Below are 14,036 nucleotides of genomic sequence, written 5' to 3'. Positions count from 1 at the left end.
TGAAGGAAGAGGAGAACTCTCCCGAGGTCATTAAGTACGACCGCGTCAACGGCCCGCACGACATTGAAGAAGTCACCGCCGAAGACCTCGAAGACTACGTCGACCTGGGTGCACTGCGCATCAAGCTGCTCGACGGCATGAACCTGCGCCTCGAAACTGACGACGCAACCGGCGCGGTCATCGCCGCAACCATCACCCGCGACGGCGCAACCTTGCAGGTGCAGGCATTCGCCGCACCGCGCACCACCGGCATTTGGGATGACATCCGTCACGACCTGACCGAGTCCGTCGCCTCCCAGGGCGGCATCGTCGAAATCTACGCCGGCGTATTCGGTGCCGAGATGCTGACCCGCCTGCCCGCCGTCACCCCGGACGGTCAGCCCGGCGAGCGCATCGCCCGTTTCGTGGGTGTGGACGGCCCCCGCTGGTTCCTGCGCGGCGTCATCTCCGGCGCGGCTGTGCTCGGTGACGATAAGGCTGCCGCCTCCGTGGAGGAAGTCTTCCGCACTGTCGTGGTGGACCGTGGCGACGACCCGCGCCCGCCGCGCGAACTGCTGCCCATGACTCTGCCCGCCGACCTGGTTGTGGCTGAGGAAGAGCCCGCCGTGGAAGAAGAGACCGAGAACGAGCACAGCAAGTTGCGCCCGATGCCTCGCCGCGGCCCTGAGATTACCGAGATTGGCTAATGCCTGAGTTCTCGAACTACCCGAGTGCGCTCGCGGTTCCTGAGGAGCAGATTCTTGCTCCCGGGTACCCCGAGCGCTTTCGCGTACGCCTTGCCGGACGCGTGGAGCAGGTATGGCTGCCTGCGCTGCAGGATAAGCCGATGTACCGTGCCGAGCTGGTGGTGGCTAAGTCGAAGCCCCTGCAGTGGTCGAGCCCGCTGGCGCTGATTGGTATGCCGATTGTGGAGCCGCCCGGTGAGGATTTCGAGGAGGAATCCGAGGACCTCGAGAAGCAGCACCATTTGAACACGGCGTCTTTGGCGACCGTGGCGGTGCAGGAGCCTCACGAGGTGTCTTTCCCGCCGTATGCGCCGTTCAACCCGGGGGATAGGGTGCTACTGAAGTGGCAGGGGCAGCGGATGGTGCCCGGTGTGCTTGCCGGTGCGTTGTTGCGCTGTTCCGGTGTGGTGTCGGTGAGGGCTCATCAGCCGGTGATTTATAACCCGCGCTATGAGATCGTGCCGCAATTCTTTGTTGAGAAGGGAAAACATGAGCGCTGAGCAGTCTTCGACCCAGCCCGATCCGAACGCTAACCCCGCAACTAGCCCGGCTGCTGACCCGGCGCAGGAGGAAAATCAGCTGGCGCAGAGCCTGAGCGCCTCCATGGGTGCGAATATGCGCCGCACCGCCAACGGTGATGTGGATATTCTGCACGCTATTGGCGGCTGGCGCGGCCTGGTGGAATCCTCCCTGCCCGCTGTGGCGTTCCTGGTGTTGTTCACCGTGACGAAGGAACTGAACCTGTCCCTGATTGCGGCGTTGGCTGCGGCGGGCGTGTTCACGCTGATTCGCCTGGTGCAGGGCTCTAAGCTGGTGAGTGCGCTGACCGGTCTGGTGGGCGTGGCGATTTGTGCGTTTGCAGCGTACCGTACCGGTAATGCGAGCGACTACTTTGTGGTGGGCTTCTGGACGAACGGCGTGTACATCCTGGCGTACCTGCTGTCGATGCTGGTGCGTTGGCCGATTACGGGCCTGATTTTTGCGGTCATTCGCGGTGAGGCGCTGAGCTGGCGCCAGAACCCGGTGCGCCTGCGCCAGTACATGCTGGCGACCTGGATTATTACCGTGCTGATGCTGCTGCGCCTTGCCGTGCAGGTGCCCCTGTATTTTGCGGATAATGTGGAAGCGCTGGGCGCGACCCGCCTGATTATGGGTCTGCCGCTGTACGCTTTGGGCGTGTGGCTGGCGTGGCGTGTGTCGGCTCCCGAGGAGGCGCCGGTGAGCGAGGACCCCGAGGCGCTGGATGCTGAAGAAACTGAGGTGCCCGGAGATTCTGAAAGCTCCAAGAACCGCTAAATCACAGTCCGCGACTTCGTGAAATAGCTTCATAAAAGTAAGCGAAAGCCCTGGTACCCGTATGGGTGACCGGGGCTTTCGCCTCCTCAAAAACTTACGTATAAACGCTATGCAAAAGCTTGCGCATAAACGCTTAGGCGAACAGTGCGCGGATCTGATCCTCACCGGCAATGGTCGTGATGAAGAACAGCTCGTCGCCGCCCTCAATCGCCACGTCGGCACTGGGCGGGATCGGCGCGCCGTCACGCAGAATTGCGGTGAGCACCGTATCAACGGGCCACTGCACGTGATCCACGCGGTAACCGATGACCGGGTGGTCATCCGGCACGGTGTACTCGGCGAGGGTCGCACCGCCAGCCTGCAGGGTCAGCAGGCGCACCACGTCGCCGACTTCCACGGCTTCCTCGACGAGGGCGGTCATCAGACGCGGGGTGGACACGGCAACGTCCACGCCCCAGGAGTCGTCAAAGAGCCACTCATTACGCGGGTTGTTCACGCGCGCCACGGTGCGCGGCACACCAAACTCACTGCGCACCAGTAGCGAGACCATCAGGTTTGCCTTATCGTCACCGGTTGCGGCAACGACCACGTCCGCCTTGTTCGGGTGCACCTGGCGCAGTACGGACAGTTCGCAGGCATCACCAATATGCCAGCGCACACCGGGCAGGTCGGCGCGCTTCTTAGCTTCCGGCTTGGAGTCGATGATGGTCACGTCGTGGCCGTTCATCATGAGTTCTTTAGCGATGGAGGCGCCCACGGAACCGGCACCAACAATGAGGACCTTCACTTACTTCTCACCTTTCGAGGAATCACGATGGCGGCCGATGAGTTCGAGGGGGTCGGGCAGCTCTGGGGGAGTGTCACCGAGATGGAATTCATGCTCGATAACGGGGCCGTCGTTGTGCTTCTGCTCGGCGGGTTTCTTCGGGGCGTGGGGGTGCTTGCGGTGGCCCGAGGCGGGGGCGTAGTTCGCCTCCACTTCTTCGTCTTCAACGCGCGGCGGGCGGGAGAGAATACGGGTTACGTCCGCAACGTCGTCGGTGCGCATCATGACGTGCACACTATCGCCCTGCTGGTAGGCGGAATCGGGGCGGGGGAGCATGCCCTCACCAAAGCGGGTGATGTAGGCGATGCGCACCCCGGCGGCACGTTCGATACTGGTCAGGGCGTGACCCGCCCAACCGTCATCGAGCGGAATTTCGGTGAGCATGAGGCGGCCCGAGGGTTCGCGGAAATCACCCTTGAGCGCCTGCTCAGGTAGCAGGCGGCGCAGCACCTGGTCGGTGGACCAACGCACCGAAGCGACCGTGGGAATGCCCATGCGCTGGAAGAACTCGGCGCGGTTCGGGTCGTACACACGCGCCACAACGTTCTTCACCTTGAACATTTCGCGTGCCACACGGGCGGCAATAATATTCGAGTTATCGCCCGAAGAAACGGCGGCAAAAGCGTACGCCTCGGTAATACCGGCACGCTTGAGGGTGTCCTCATCAAAGCCGACACCGGTCACCAGGCGGCCCTCAAAGCCTTTACGCAGCGGCTGGAAAGCGCGTTCGTCCTGGTCAATGACGGCGACCGTATGCCCCGAAGCTTCCAGAGTGCGCGCCAGCATGACGCCCACGCGTCCGGCACCCATAATGACGAAGTGAGGCATACATCCCTCCGAGTGTTGATGTTTTACGGTGATAAGGCGTTACCGCCTACCTCTACCAGTGTAATGGGCGGGTGAGCCTCCACGCCGATGCTCCGTGATATTCCGCTCGCAATGCCCACTATTCGGCTGAATAAAATTGAGCTTTGAAGCCGCGACCGATAGCCTTAACAGCGTGAGGAATCGTTGGGATAGGATGCGCATCGCCCTGACCGGTCAGCCGGTCAGCACGCGAAATCTTTCGGCAGTCGCGCTGCCGAAGCGCTACGCCCTGCCTCTTTTTGGTGCCGACGGCATCTCTTCGGTCGCCTATGCAGCCGACCAGATGATTCTGACCCTTGCCGCTGCTGGTGCGTCTGCGCTCGCTTTTTCACCCTGGATTGGTTTGGGTGTGGCGATGGTCGGTCTGCTGGTGATTGGCACGTATCGGTACAACATCAACCAGATTGCTTCCGAGGGCGATATTCAGCTGGTGCACCGCAAACTGGGTGCGTTGCCCTCGATTGTGATGGGTGCATCCTCGCTGATGGACTATATGCTCACGGTGGCGGTTTCGATGTCTTCGGCGTCCTCGTTTTTGGTGGCGCTGTACCCGCAGATTCAGGATTGGCGCACCCTCATTGCGGTGCTGCTCATTGTTGCCTTGACGCTGTTTGCGTTGCGTGGCGTGCAGCTACTGGGCAAGATTGCGTACTGGCCGCTGTACGTTTTCTTGGCGCTGTTGGGGGTCACCCTCATTGTGGGTTGGATTCGTGCCGCCACGGGTACGCTGCCGCTGGCTGAGTCGGCGACCTACGTGATTGCCCCTGAGCTGGAGACCCATTCACTGGAGGGCCTGGCGCTGGTGCTACTTCTGGCGCGTTCTTTCTCTGCGGGTCTGGTGGCGTTCTCGGGTGTTTCGACGATTTCTAATTCGGTGAAGTATTTCCGCCGCCCGAAGAAATATAACGCGGCGGTCACCATGATGCTGATGGGCCTAATCACCTCGGTCCTGCTGGTGAGCCTGCTCGGTTTTGCGGCGGCAACCCGCGTACACATGGTGCACGATACGACCCGTTTCTTGTTCATTGACGGGCACACGCCGGGGGAGTACTTCCACCAGAAGCCGGCGCTGTACCAGGTTGCTTTGGCGATTTATCAGGGTGTGCCGTTCTTCGCGCAGCTGCTGGTGTTCGCCACGGTGGGCGTGCTGATTATTGCCTCGCTGACGGCGTTTACGGGCTTCCCGGTGATTGCTTCGTCGCTGGCTGATTACCAGTACCTGCCGGTATTCTTCCGCAGCGTGGATTCACGCGGCCTGTACGCGAACGGTGTGCTGGCTCTGTCGGCATTCTCAATTTTCCTCACCTGCGTTTTCGGTTCGGACGTGTACTCGCTGATTCAGCTGTACATTGTGGGCATGTGCCTGTCCATGATGCTGGTGCAGCTGGCGGTGGTGCGCTACCGCATGCGTCTGCTGCGCATTACTCTGGCGCAGATGCCGCGCCGCGCCCTGCTACGCGATATTGCGGTCTCTACTGTGGGTGTGGTCGTGACCACCGCGGTGCTGGTCACCATCGTGGTGACGAAGTTCGCCGCCGGCGCCTGGCTCTCCCTTGGAATGATTGCCCTGATGGTTGGAGGTATGGTTGTGACTCGCCGTCACTACGATGCGGTGGATGCCGCCCTGGACATCCCCCTGAACGCCGAATCCGTTGCGGATGTGGCGGCCCTGCCTTCGCGCGTGCACGCCATCGTGTACGTGGAGCGTGTGCGCCGCCCGGCGGTTCGCGCCCTCTCGTATGCGCGTGCAGGCCGCCCCTCCACCATTGAGGCGCTGACCGTCAACAACGACCGCGCCGCCCTGGACGTTGTGAAGAAGCGCTGGTATGCCCTCGGCATTCCGGTGCCGCTGTCGGTGATTGATTCGCCGTACCGTGACACGGTGGAGGCTGTCGTCTCGTATATTCGCCGCCGCCGCAAGAAGTCGCCGCGCGATATTTTGGTGGTGTACCTGCCGGAGTTCGTGGTGGAGCACTGGTGGCAGCGTCTTCTGCACCGCCGCACGGTGCGCCGCCTCAAGCGGGCGCTCCTGCACGAGCCGGGCGTCATGACGGCGACCGTGCCCTGGGCGATGCACGAGGATGAGGTGTATGATGAGATTTTTGATCAGCGTTTACAAAGCGAAGAATCAACGGTAGAAACAGAAGGCCCAACGGAAGCTGTTGCCCCGAAGATTACTCGTTCAGCCGGTGGTGGCCGCGAGCTGATTCAGAGCAACCGCCACGCGGTGTACCGCGGTCGCCTGCACGAGGTGGACGCTGTGGCGCACGAGAAGAAACGCCAGCCGTAATAATCGCCCGGCGCCCAGCATGACTGCCCAGCGCCCAGAAATATTTGCCCTGGTGCCGAGCCCGGTCAATTGCCCCGTAACTTTGCTTGAGCACCCCGCATAGCGCCTGGACTTTGCCTTTTGTAATGGATGAGGCGCCCCATGCGGGGGCGTCGGAACCGGAGCAAAGGCACAATCCGGTGTAAAATAGTTCACATTAAGTGATTCTTTAGGAGACAATGCTGTGACCCACACTGCTACCACGCCTGCCGCCTCCAACAACGTAGACGGATACAGCGTCGGGCAGACCCTCACCGTCACCTGTGAGGCACCCGCGCACGGCGGCGCCTTCGTAGCGCGCACCGAACAGGGCGTCATCTTCGTGCGTCACGGCATCGTCGGCGAACAGGCAGAAGTGCGCATCACCGCAATCGGCCCCAAGCGCCGCTTCTACTTCGCAGACGTCATCTCCGTACCCGTACCCTCCCTGGCACGCCGCCCCCACCCCTGGATCCAGGCGGATGCGCTCGCAACCGATGAGGAACGCGCCGCAGCAACCGGTGTACCCGAACTACTCGGCGGCATGGAATACGGCCACATCAGCCTGGCTGAGCAGCGACGGTACAAGACCGATATCGTCCGCACCCAAATCAACCGCCTGGGCGGCCTGCCCCTCGAATCGCCCCTGCTGACCAACCTCATGGTTGAAGAGCTGCCCCTGCGCGATAACAACGAGGGCCTGTCCTGGCGTACCCGAGTGCGCTACACCGTGACCAAGGTCCGCGCGCACGATAGCGAAGAGAAGAACAGCGAGCAGAAGAACGGCAAAAAGAGCCCCGCCGTCACCTGGCGCGTCGGCATGCACCCGTACCGTGCCTCCCAGCCCGTACCGGTTATAGACTTTCCCCTCGCCGCACCCGAACTGCGCAACCTAGAGCTTGAGAAGCTGAACCTGCGCGGCGTACGCGAAGTCGAGGCAACCGTCTCCTCCCGCGGCAGGGTCCTACTGCAGTTCATCGTTGACCCGCGCTTCTCCATCGAAGAGGTAGCCAAGGACATCGAACAGCAGGCAGCCGACGCCTGGGGACTGCTCGCCAAGCGTAAGATCTCGCTCTTCTTCACCCCGCAGTCCACCTCCAACGGCAAGCCCAAGCGCCGCCGCCCCGGCTCCGCCCACACCCCCTACCGCCGCGTACCCGAAGGCGACCAGCTACTCGGCGCGGGCCTGCGCTCCGTCACCGAAGAAGTCACTTTCGGCTCCCGCCGATTCAGCTACCAGGTGTCCGCCGGCGGCTTCTGGCAGATTCACCGCGCCGCCCCCTCCACCATGGTCGGAACCATGCTCACCATGCTCCGCCCGCAGGAAGGCGAATGCACCCTCGACCTGTACGCCGGCGCGGGCCTGTTCACCGCCGCGCTCGCGGACGCCGTGGGCGCAACCGGTACCGTCATCAGCATTGAGGGCTCCCCGGTGACCCATAAGGATGCGCGCTCGAACTTCGCACCGGATGGTTGCTCCCGCACCGAGAACTCTGCGGACACCCGCATTGAGGTGATTCGCGGCGATGTGGCACGCCACCTGGTGGATTTGAAGACCGCCCTTGAGTTTGGCGAAATCCCCGCCATTGATGCGGTGGTCCTTGACCCGTCCCGTGAGGGCGCGAACCGTACCACCCTGGAACGCCTGGATGCGCTGGACCCCAAGCGCATTCTGTACGTGGCGTGCGACCCGGCAGCCCTGGGTCGTGACACCGGTATTTTGCGTGAGCTGGGTTGGGACATGGTGCAGCTTCGGGCGTTTGATATGTACCCGAATACGCATCACGTGGAGTCGGTGGCGCTTTTTGAGCGTGCCCCGGCGAAGCCTCGTCCGCGCCGCCGCCGCACCAAGTAGCGCGCAGCTAGTTGCCGTAACAAAGAAGCAAATAATCGCTGTGTTGGGCGGGTTGGGCTGTTCACCAGCATGCCCACTAGGGGTTATTTCAGGCTGTTTTCGCTCAACCCGGTGCGTCTTGCTCTGCGGGCGCATAAATCTGCTTTTTGGCACCGTAAACGGTAGAATCATTGAAGAACCAACGCACGGAATGAGCCGTGCCCCGACCTTGAGGAGTGTGGGTGTATGTCCGCTGAAAACGCATTGCCGCAGGAGGAGACCCCGAATAGCGCCGCCGGTGGCGCACCCACCGCCGACTACAGCATTGGCAATGGTGCCACTGCCAAGCTGCTCCCGGGTATTCAGTCTCCGGCGGACCTGCAGAACCTCAGCTACGAGCAGCTGGAGGAGCTCTCTAAGGAAATCCGCCAGTTCATTGTGACGAACGTGTCGGCGACCGGCGGTCACCTGGGCCCGAACCTGGGCGTTGTGGAGCTGACCCTCGGCATTCACCGTGTCTTCGAATCTCCCAAGGACAACATTCTTTTCGACACCGGCCATCAGTCCTATGTGCATAAGCTGGTGACTGGTCGTCACGCGTTTAAGACTCTGCGTCAGAAGGGTGGCCTGTCGGGTTACCCGGATCGTGGCGAGTCTGAGCACGACATTATTGCTTCTTCGCACGCCTCCAGCTCGATTTCGTGGGCTGACGGTATTTCTCGCGCGCACAAGCTCAACGGTGAAGATGACCGCTACACCGTGGTCCTCATTGGTGACGGCGCGCTGACCGGCGGCATGGCGTGGGAGGCTGTGAACAATATTGCTGCTGACCGCACCCGCAAGGTCGTGATTGTGGTCAACGATAACGGCCGCTCCTACGCGCCGACCATTGGCGGTTTCGCGAACCAGCTCTCTGAGCTCAAGCACGGTGTACAGCAGCAGGTGGATCGTGTGCGCCTCGATCACCGCTACGACCACGCACTGGATGCGGTGCGCATCGGTCTGCAGCGTGGCGGCCCCGTCGGTCAGATGGTGTACCGCGGCCTGCACGGCATGAAGGCGGGCATTAAGGACGTCGTCGTACCCAAGGGCATTTTTGAAGACCTGGGCATGAAGTACGTGGGCCCCATTGACGGCCACGACCAGCAGGCTGTGGAGAACGCACTGACCGCGGCGAAGAACTACGCCGGCCCGGTGATTGTGCACGCCATTACCGAGAAGGGCCACGGTTACGCGCCCGCCCGCGCGAATGAGGACGATCAGTTCCACGCGGTGGGCCAGATTGACCCGCTGACCGGTGAGGATGTTTCGACCAGCACCTCCGAGTCGTGGACCGGCGTCTTTGGTAGCGAAATCGCAGATATTGCGGATGAGCAGGAGAACGTCGTCGGTATTACCGGCGCGATGCTCATTCCCGTGGGTCTGCGCGAATTCCAGAAGCGCCACCCCGAGCGCGTTATTGACGTAGGTATCGCTGAGCAGCACGCCGTGGCGATGAGTGCCGGCCTGGCGTACGGCGGCATGCACCCGGTGGTTGCCCTCTACGCAACCTTCCTGAACCGCGGCTTTGACCAGCTGCTCATGGACGTTGCCCTGCACAAGGCGGGCGTGACCGTGGTGCTGGACCGCTCCGGCATTACCGGTCCGGACGGTGCAAGCCACCACGGCATGTGGGATTTGGCGATGTTGCAGTTCATTCCGGGTCTGCACCTGGCGGCTCCGCGTGATGGCGCGACCCTGCGCGAAGAGCTGCGTGAGGCTGTAGCTATTAACGATGCACCGACCGTGATTCGCTACCCGAAGGGCTCCGTGGGCGAGGACATTCCCGCCCTGGAGCGCCGCAGCGACGGTGTGGACGTGCTGGCACGCACCGGTGAACCCCACCCGGAGACCGGTCAGCGTGACGTACTGTTCGTTGCCGTGGGCGCTATGGCTCGCGTGGCTCTGGAAGCGTCCAAGGTGCTTGCCGCCGAGGGTATTCAGTCCACCGTGGTTGACCCGCGCTGGGTGATGCCGGTGCCGTCTTCGGTCGTTGAGCTGGCTCGTGACCACCGCATTGTGGTGACCATTGAGGACGGCGTGCGTTCCGGCGGCGTGGGTTCGCGCATCCGCCAGGAAATGCGTGCGGCTGGCGTGGATACCGCGCTGAGCGAGCTGGGTCTTCCGGCGGAGTTCATTCCGCACGCTTCCCGCGAGCAGATTCTGGAAGAGGTCGGCCTCACCGCGGAGACCATTATCGCGGACCTGCGTGCGCAGCTGGCAGGCGATAAGGTTCCGTTCGCACGTGAAGAGGGTCAGAAGCCGCGCCACACCCGCTAGCGCCGTACCTGATGTATGTGCCTCCTGCGCTTACTTGAGCGGTAGGCGCGCTATAGACAGTACGAAGCCCCGCCCATCATTCGTGATAGGCGGGGCTTTGCTGTATGCATGTTTTGCCGTACGTAGGTTCTGAGCCGCCGGTTTTAGGAATTGCCGGTGCCGCTAACGAAAATCTTGCCGCCCTTCACCTGCACCGGGTAGCTGGTCAGCGCCTCCTCCGCGGGGCCGTGCACGACCGAGCCGTCAGCCACAGCGTACTCGGAGCCGTGGCAGGGGCACACGATGCGATTAGAATCCTGCACCTGCACCTGGCAGCCCTGGTGGGTGCACACGGTGCTGAACGCCTTGTACTCACCCGCGGACGGCTGGGAGACGATTACGGTCGTGGAGCCGTGGGTCAGCTTAGCAGCCTTGCCCACGCCCACTGCGGAGGCGGAACCCACCTCAACGGTGCCTTCGGGCGCGGTGACAGCGCCGTCGCCCTCAGCGCAGGAGGCAAGCAACGCACCGGATGCTACAGCACCGGTGATAAGGGTTGCGCGGCGGGAGAAGACGCGTGCAGAAGATTCAGTCTCTGCGGTAGCTACGGCAGATTCAGTAGCGGGGGAGGCGCATGCCTTCTGAGAGCGGCAGCATCCGTTGGGTGCGGGCATGGTGGTTCCTTTCGTGTACTCTCTCCACCCTATGCCGATTTGGGATAAAAATCGAATGAGAGCAGGCTAAGCTTGGTTTCCGCCTGCACCCGCGAAGAGAATAGAAATGCCGGTTGGGCGGTGGCATCAGCAACACACCCAACCGGCACACACATCTATTCAGCGTTAGAGAAAGCTACCCCAGGTGGCGGGCAAAAATCGGCGCAATCACCGGGGCAACCAGACCCGTCTGCCAGGGGCGTGCACCGTACTCGGCGAGTGCATCCCGCAGGGTCTGCTCGTCGAAACGAGCCGGCGGCTCCCAACAGAGGCGGCGAACATAATCGGTCGTGATCAGGTTCTGCGCCGGAATGGTCAGCTCCTCCGAGAGCTCATCAATCGCCTGACGAACCTCGGTGAACAGCGCCAGATTCTCGGGGCGCTTGGACTCCCACGCCTTCAACGGCGGCGGGGCAGTTGACGGCAACGTGAACGGTACAGCGTTCTCACCGCGTGCCGCCGCGGCAATCGCACGCACCCAGCGCGGGCCCTCACGACGCAGGCCGCGCGTCTGAAAACCGGGAATCGCCATGATAGCGGGCACGTTACGCGGCATGGTGCGTGCCGCCTCCACAATCGCAGAATCGGGCAGCAGACGCTTCGCATCAACGTCCTTCTTACGCGCCAGCGAGTCACGCTCAAGCCACAGGTTACGCAGCGCCGTCAGCTGCTTGACCGAACGCAGCATCGTGCGGCCCTTCGTCTTACGCCAACGCTCCGGCTGATCCGTAGGATCCTTCACCGGGGTCTTGCACAGGTACTCGAACTCCTCCAGGGCGTACTGCAGCTTACCCTGCTTGCGGAGCAGCTCCTCCAACGCGTCACGCAAATCAATGAGCACGTCAACGTCCAGCAGCGCATAGTTCAGCCAGGACTCCGGTAGCGGGCGGCGCGACCAGTCTTCCTTAGAGTGCTTCTTCGCCAGCTTATAGCCGAGCAGCTCCTCAACGGTCGCACCCAGGTTCACGCGCTCCAAACCGGCAAGACGCGCACCAAGCTCCGTATCAAACAGACGGTTTGGGCGCATACCGAGCATATCCAAGCTCGGGAAGTCCTGAATCGCGGCGTGAATAACCCACTCAGCATCCGCCAGAGCATCGTTAATAATGCGCAAATCCTTAAACGCCTCAGGATCAATCAGGTACAGCTGATCCTCACGCTTGAGCTGCACCAAAAAAGCACGCGAACCGTAGCGGATGCCCTGAGCGCGCTCCGTATCAACAGCCACCGGGCCGGACGCGGCCGCCAACTGCTCGGCGGCACGACGCAGACCGCTCTCCGTATTGATGAGGGTCGGAATCGGTGCGGAAGGGGCCTCCAGAGGAACAACGTCCGGAACTTCGATACCGTTAAGGGTCAGCTGAGGGGTGCCTGCGGCATTCTGTTCAGCTGCGGTACTCATGCACTCAATCCTTTTCCTCTGTCTGGTTCGACGCGCCCATACGATGCGCCAGATGTCCGGGTAGGCGCACGCCCGAGCAAACACGAGCCCGGGCGGGGTGGCGTGCCCGCGAAGGCACTACGCCATTCTACCCGCCCGAGCTTAAAGCCTCGAATTTAGAGAGACTCACAATAAGGGGTTCACCGGTGTGCCTGCGAGGGGTCTTGCCGGGGGTTATTCGGCGGATTCCGCCTCGTCAGCTGACGCCTCGTCAACCGGAGTATCACCGGGCTGTGCTTCACCAACCGGGGCCAGCGTCAGACACACCGAATTAATGCAATACCGCAAATCCGTGGGAGTCGGGTAGCCCTCACCCTCAAACACGTGACCCAGGTGCGAATCGCAGGCGGCGCAACGCACCTCGACACGGCGCATACCGAACGTCGTATCCTCCAGGTAACGCACACGGTCCTCAGCCAGCGGCGCGAAAAACGACGGCCAACCACAATGCGAATCGAACTTCTGATCAGAACGGAACAGCTCCGTACCGCAGGCACGGCACGAATACACACCCTCAGTGTGAGTGTTCCAGTACTCGCCCGTGAACGCGCGCTCGGTGCCGCCCTCACGCAGAACAGCGTACTCTTCAGGCTTGAGCACCTCACGCCAGTTCTTGGCGATAGCACCCACGCCGGGTAGCGAATTGCCCATCATGACTCCTTCAGTTTGCTCTCATGCCCAGACTCTTACGGCATATATAACGCCGCGGCCGGGCGGATTATTCCCGCTGAGCGCGGACTAAGCACGGATGTCAGCGTACTTGCCGTTGGTGAGCTTCAGCAGGTCGTCCGGGGCGAGCTCAACGTCCAGGCCGCGCTTACCGCCAGAAACCATGATCGTGTCAAAAAGCTGCGCAGACTCATCCAGCAGGGTGGGGGAGGGGGTCTTCTGGCCCAGCGGAGAAATACCGCCCACTACGTAGCCGGTGCGGCGCTCAGCGACCTTCGGGTCGCACATGGAGGCGCTCTTCCAACCCAGGGCCGCCGCGGCAGCCTTAATGTTCAGCTTGCCAGAGACCGGCACGATTGCGACCGCGAAATCCTTCTCATGCACGATCAGCAGGGTCTTGAACACCTGCTCTTCGGAGGCGCCGAGGTTCTTCGCGGCCTCTTCACCGAAGGAGGTGACGCCCTCAACGTGCTCGTATTCACGCATCTGGAAGGGGGTGTTCGTCTCGGTCAGCAGTGCTACGGCGGCGGTTGCTGCGCCGCTCTTCTTACCTTTAGTTTTCTTAGCCATAGACACCATTTTACGGAAGTCACCATGCGCAGATACCTATGCGCTGATACCTATGCGCCGAGAAGCCACATGTGTTTCGAAAAGCCACAATAATGGTGGCTTCTCGAAACACATGTGGCTTCTCAACGGTTATGGGGTTATTTCAGTAGCCCTTTTTCCTTCAGCTGCTCTTGAGAAAGCGAGCCAATGACAGTCCAAAATCCATCTGAATATTTGAGAATGTAAGCGCCGTTATCGTCCCCCTCGGCAGTATTTTTATCTTCGGTATATGACCCGTCGGGTTCAACATACATTACGAATTCCCAAATGTGTTCCAGCATGAGAATGTATTCTTTAGTTTTTTCATCATAGATAAAACGCCAAAAATGACGTTTGTCTACGTTCTGAGGTAGCCTTTAGGCTCCCTTTTTTTCTTAGTAAATACCGATGAGTAATTGCATGCCAAGACTAGTCAGGATGATAGCAATCCAGCAAAGGGCTCCAAGAAGA

13 protein-coding genes are annotated in these 14,036 nt (G+C 61.4%); 6 read left to right on the top strand and 7 right to left on the bottom strand.

What is annotated here, in order from left to right; genetic code table 11:
- The 3 genes from RWZ58_RS08565 to RWZ58_RS08555 form a co-directional block, all read left to right on the top strand.
- A partial coding sequence (locus RWZ58_RS08565) for a DUF3710 domain-containing protein (RefSeq protein ID WP_314658356.1) occupies window positions 1-686 on the top strand: 686 nt, incomplete at its 5' end.
- A complete protein-coding gene (locus tag RWZ58_RS08560; RefSeq protein WP_049337394.1) occupies window positions 686-1,225 on the top strand; it encodes a hypothetical protein in 540 nt (179 codons plus the stop codon). The genes RWZ58_RS08565 and RWZ58_RS08560, both read left to right, overlap by 1 nt.
- Entirely contained in the window at window positions 1,215-2,021 is an 807-nt protein-coding gene (locus tag RWZ58_RS08555; RefSeq protein WP_314658355.1) for a DUF3159 domain-containing protein, read from the top strand. The genes RWZ58_RS08560 and RWZ58_RS08555 overlap by 11 nt, the downstream gene beginning before the upstream one ends.
- A 133-nt stretch (window positions 2,022-2,154) precedes the next feature.
- Here RWZ58_RS08555 and RWZ58_RS08550 read toward each other — a convergent pair whose 3' ends face one another.
- Entirely contained in the window at window positions 2,155-2,808 is a 654-nt protein-coding gene (locus tag RWZ58_RS08550) for a TrkA family potassium uptake protein (protein ID WP_070593496.1), read from the bottom strand.
- On the bottom strand, window positions 2,809-3,675 hold the full coding sequence (locus RWZ58_RS08545) for a TrkA family potassium uptake protein (protein ID WP_070484239.1): 867 nt from the start codon (window positions 3,673-3,675) through the stop codon (window positions 2,809-2,811).
- Between the two features lie 193 nt (window positions 3,676-3,868).
- On the opposite strand from RWZ58_RS08545, the gene RWZ58_RS08540 reads away from it, so the two are divergent.
- The 3 genes from RWZ58_RS08540 (at window position 3,869) to dxs (ending at window position 10,175) form a co-directional block, all read left to right on the top strand.
- Complete coding sequence (locus tag RWZ58_RS08540) at window positions 3,869-6,004, top strand: APC family permease (protein ID WP_314658354.1); 2,136 nt, start codon at window positions 3,869-3,871, stop codon at window positions 6,002-6,004.
- Between the two features lie 223 nt (window positions 6,005-6,227).
- Entirely contained in the window at window positions 6,228-7,877 is a 1,650-nt protein-coding gene (locus RWZ58_RS08535) for a TRAM domain-containing protein (protein ID WP_314658353.1), read from the top strand.
- Window positions 7,878-8,102: 225 nt separating this feature from the next.
- Complete coding sequence (dxs, locus tag RWZ58_RS08530; RefSeq protein WP_294458697.1) at window positions 8,103-10,175, top strand: 1-deoxy-D-xylulose-5-phosphate synthase; 2,073 nt, start codon at window positions 8,103-8,105, stop codon at window positions 10,173-10,175.
- Window positions 10,176-10,318: 143 nt separating this feature from the next.
- On the opposite strand, the gene RWZ58_RS08525 is transcribed toward dxs, so the two are convergent.
- The 5 genes from RWZ58_RS08525 to RWZ58_RS08505 form a co-directional block, all read right to left on the bottom strand.
- Window positions 10,319-10,828 (bottom strand): Rieske 2Fe-2S domain-containing protein, encoded by a 510-nt coding sequence (locus RWZ58_RS08525; RefSeq protein ID WP_303943728.1) that lies wholly within the window; start codon window positions 10,826-10,828, stop codon window positions 10,319-10,321.
- A 175-nt stretch (window positions 10,829-11,003) separates the two neighbouring features.
- Window positions 11,004-12,269: an HRDC domain-containing protein gene (locus RWZ58_RS08520; protein WP_314658351.1), complete on the bottom strand. Its 1,266-nt coding sequence runs from the start codon at window positions 12,267-12,269 to the stop codon at window positions 11,004-11,006.
- A gap of 213 nt (window positions 12,270-12,482) precedes the next feature.
- Window positions 12,483-12,959, bottom strand: coding sequence for a peptide-methionine (R)-S-oxide reductase MsrB (gene msrB / locus RWZ58_RS08515; protein WP_314658357.1), 477 nt, complete (start codon window positions 12,957-12,959; stop codon window positions 12,483-12,485).
- An 87-nt stretch (window positions 12,960-13,046) separates the two neighbouring features.
- The gene (gene ybaK / locus RWZ58_RS08510; protein ID WP_005506356.1) at window positions 13,047-13,547 is read right to left on the bottom strand and encodes a Cys-tRNA(Pro) deacylase; all 501 of its coding nucleotides are present in this window, start codon (window positions 13,545-13,547) and stop codon (window positions 13,047-13,049) included.
- 137 nt (window positions 13,548-13,684) lie between these two features.
- Complete coding sequence (locus RWZ58_RS08505) at window positions 13,685-13,867, bottom strand: hypothetical protein (RefSeq protein ID WP_304268467.1); 183 nt, start codon at window positions 13,865-13,867, stop codon at window positions 13,685-13,687.
- Between the last annotated feature and the right edge of the window lie 169 nt (window positions 13,868-14,036).

The organism is uncultured Rothia sp. (assembly GCF_963544205.1).
Classification (GTDB): Bacteria; Actinomycetota; Actinomycetes; order Actinomycetales; family Micrococcaceae; genus Rothia.
The sequence above is the reverse complement of the archived record's forward strand: the minus strand, read 5'-3'. Positions and strand labels throughout refer to the sequence as shown.

What these genes read in the sequence shown, in the direction of transcription:
- RWZ58_RS08560 (WP_049337394.1), top strand. Translation starts at nt 686, where the DNA reads ATGCCTGAGTTCTCGAACTACCCGAGTGCGCTCGCGGTTCCTGAGGAG.
- RWZ58_RS08555 (WP_314658355.1), top strand. Translation starts at nt 1,215, where the DNA reads ATGAGCGCTGAGCAGTCTTCGACCCAGCCCGATCCGAACGCTAACCCC.
- RWZ58_RS08545 (WP_070484239.1), bottom strand. Translation starts at nt 3,675, where the DNA reads ATGCCTCACTTCGTCATTATGGGTGCCGGACGCGTGGGCGTCATGCTG.
- RWZ58_RS08540 (WP_314658354.1), top strand. Translation starts at nt 3,869, where the DNA reads ATGCGCATCGCCCTGACCGGTCAGCCGGTCAGCACGCGAAATCTTTCG.
- dxs (WP_294458697.1), top strand. Translation starts at nt 8,103, where the DNA reads ATGTCCGCTGAAAACGCATTGCCGCAGGAGGAGACCCCGAATAGCGCC.
- RWZ58_RS08525 (WP_303943728.1), bottom strand. Translation starts at nt 10,828, where the DNA reads ATGCCCGCACCCAACGGATGCTGCCGCTCTCAGAAGGCATGCGCCTCC.
- RWZ58_RS08520 (WP_314658351.1), bottom strand. Translation starts at nt 12,269, where the DNA reads ATGAGTACCGCAGCTGAACAGAATGCCGCAGGCACCCCTCAGCTGACC.
- msrB (WP_314658357.1), bottom strand. Translation starts at nt 12,959, where the DNA reads ATGGGCAATTCGCTACCCGGCGTGGGTGCTATCGCCAAGAACTGGCGT.
- ybaK (WP_005506356.1), bottom strand. Translation starts at nt 13,547, where the DNA reads ATGGCTAAGAAAACTAAAGGTAAGAAGAGCGGCGCAGCAACCGCCGCC.
- RWZ58_RS08505 (WP_304268467.1), bottom strand. Translation starts at nt 13,867, where the DNA reads ATGCTGGAACACATTTGGGAATTCGTAATGTATGTTGAACCCGACGGG.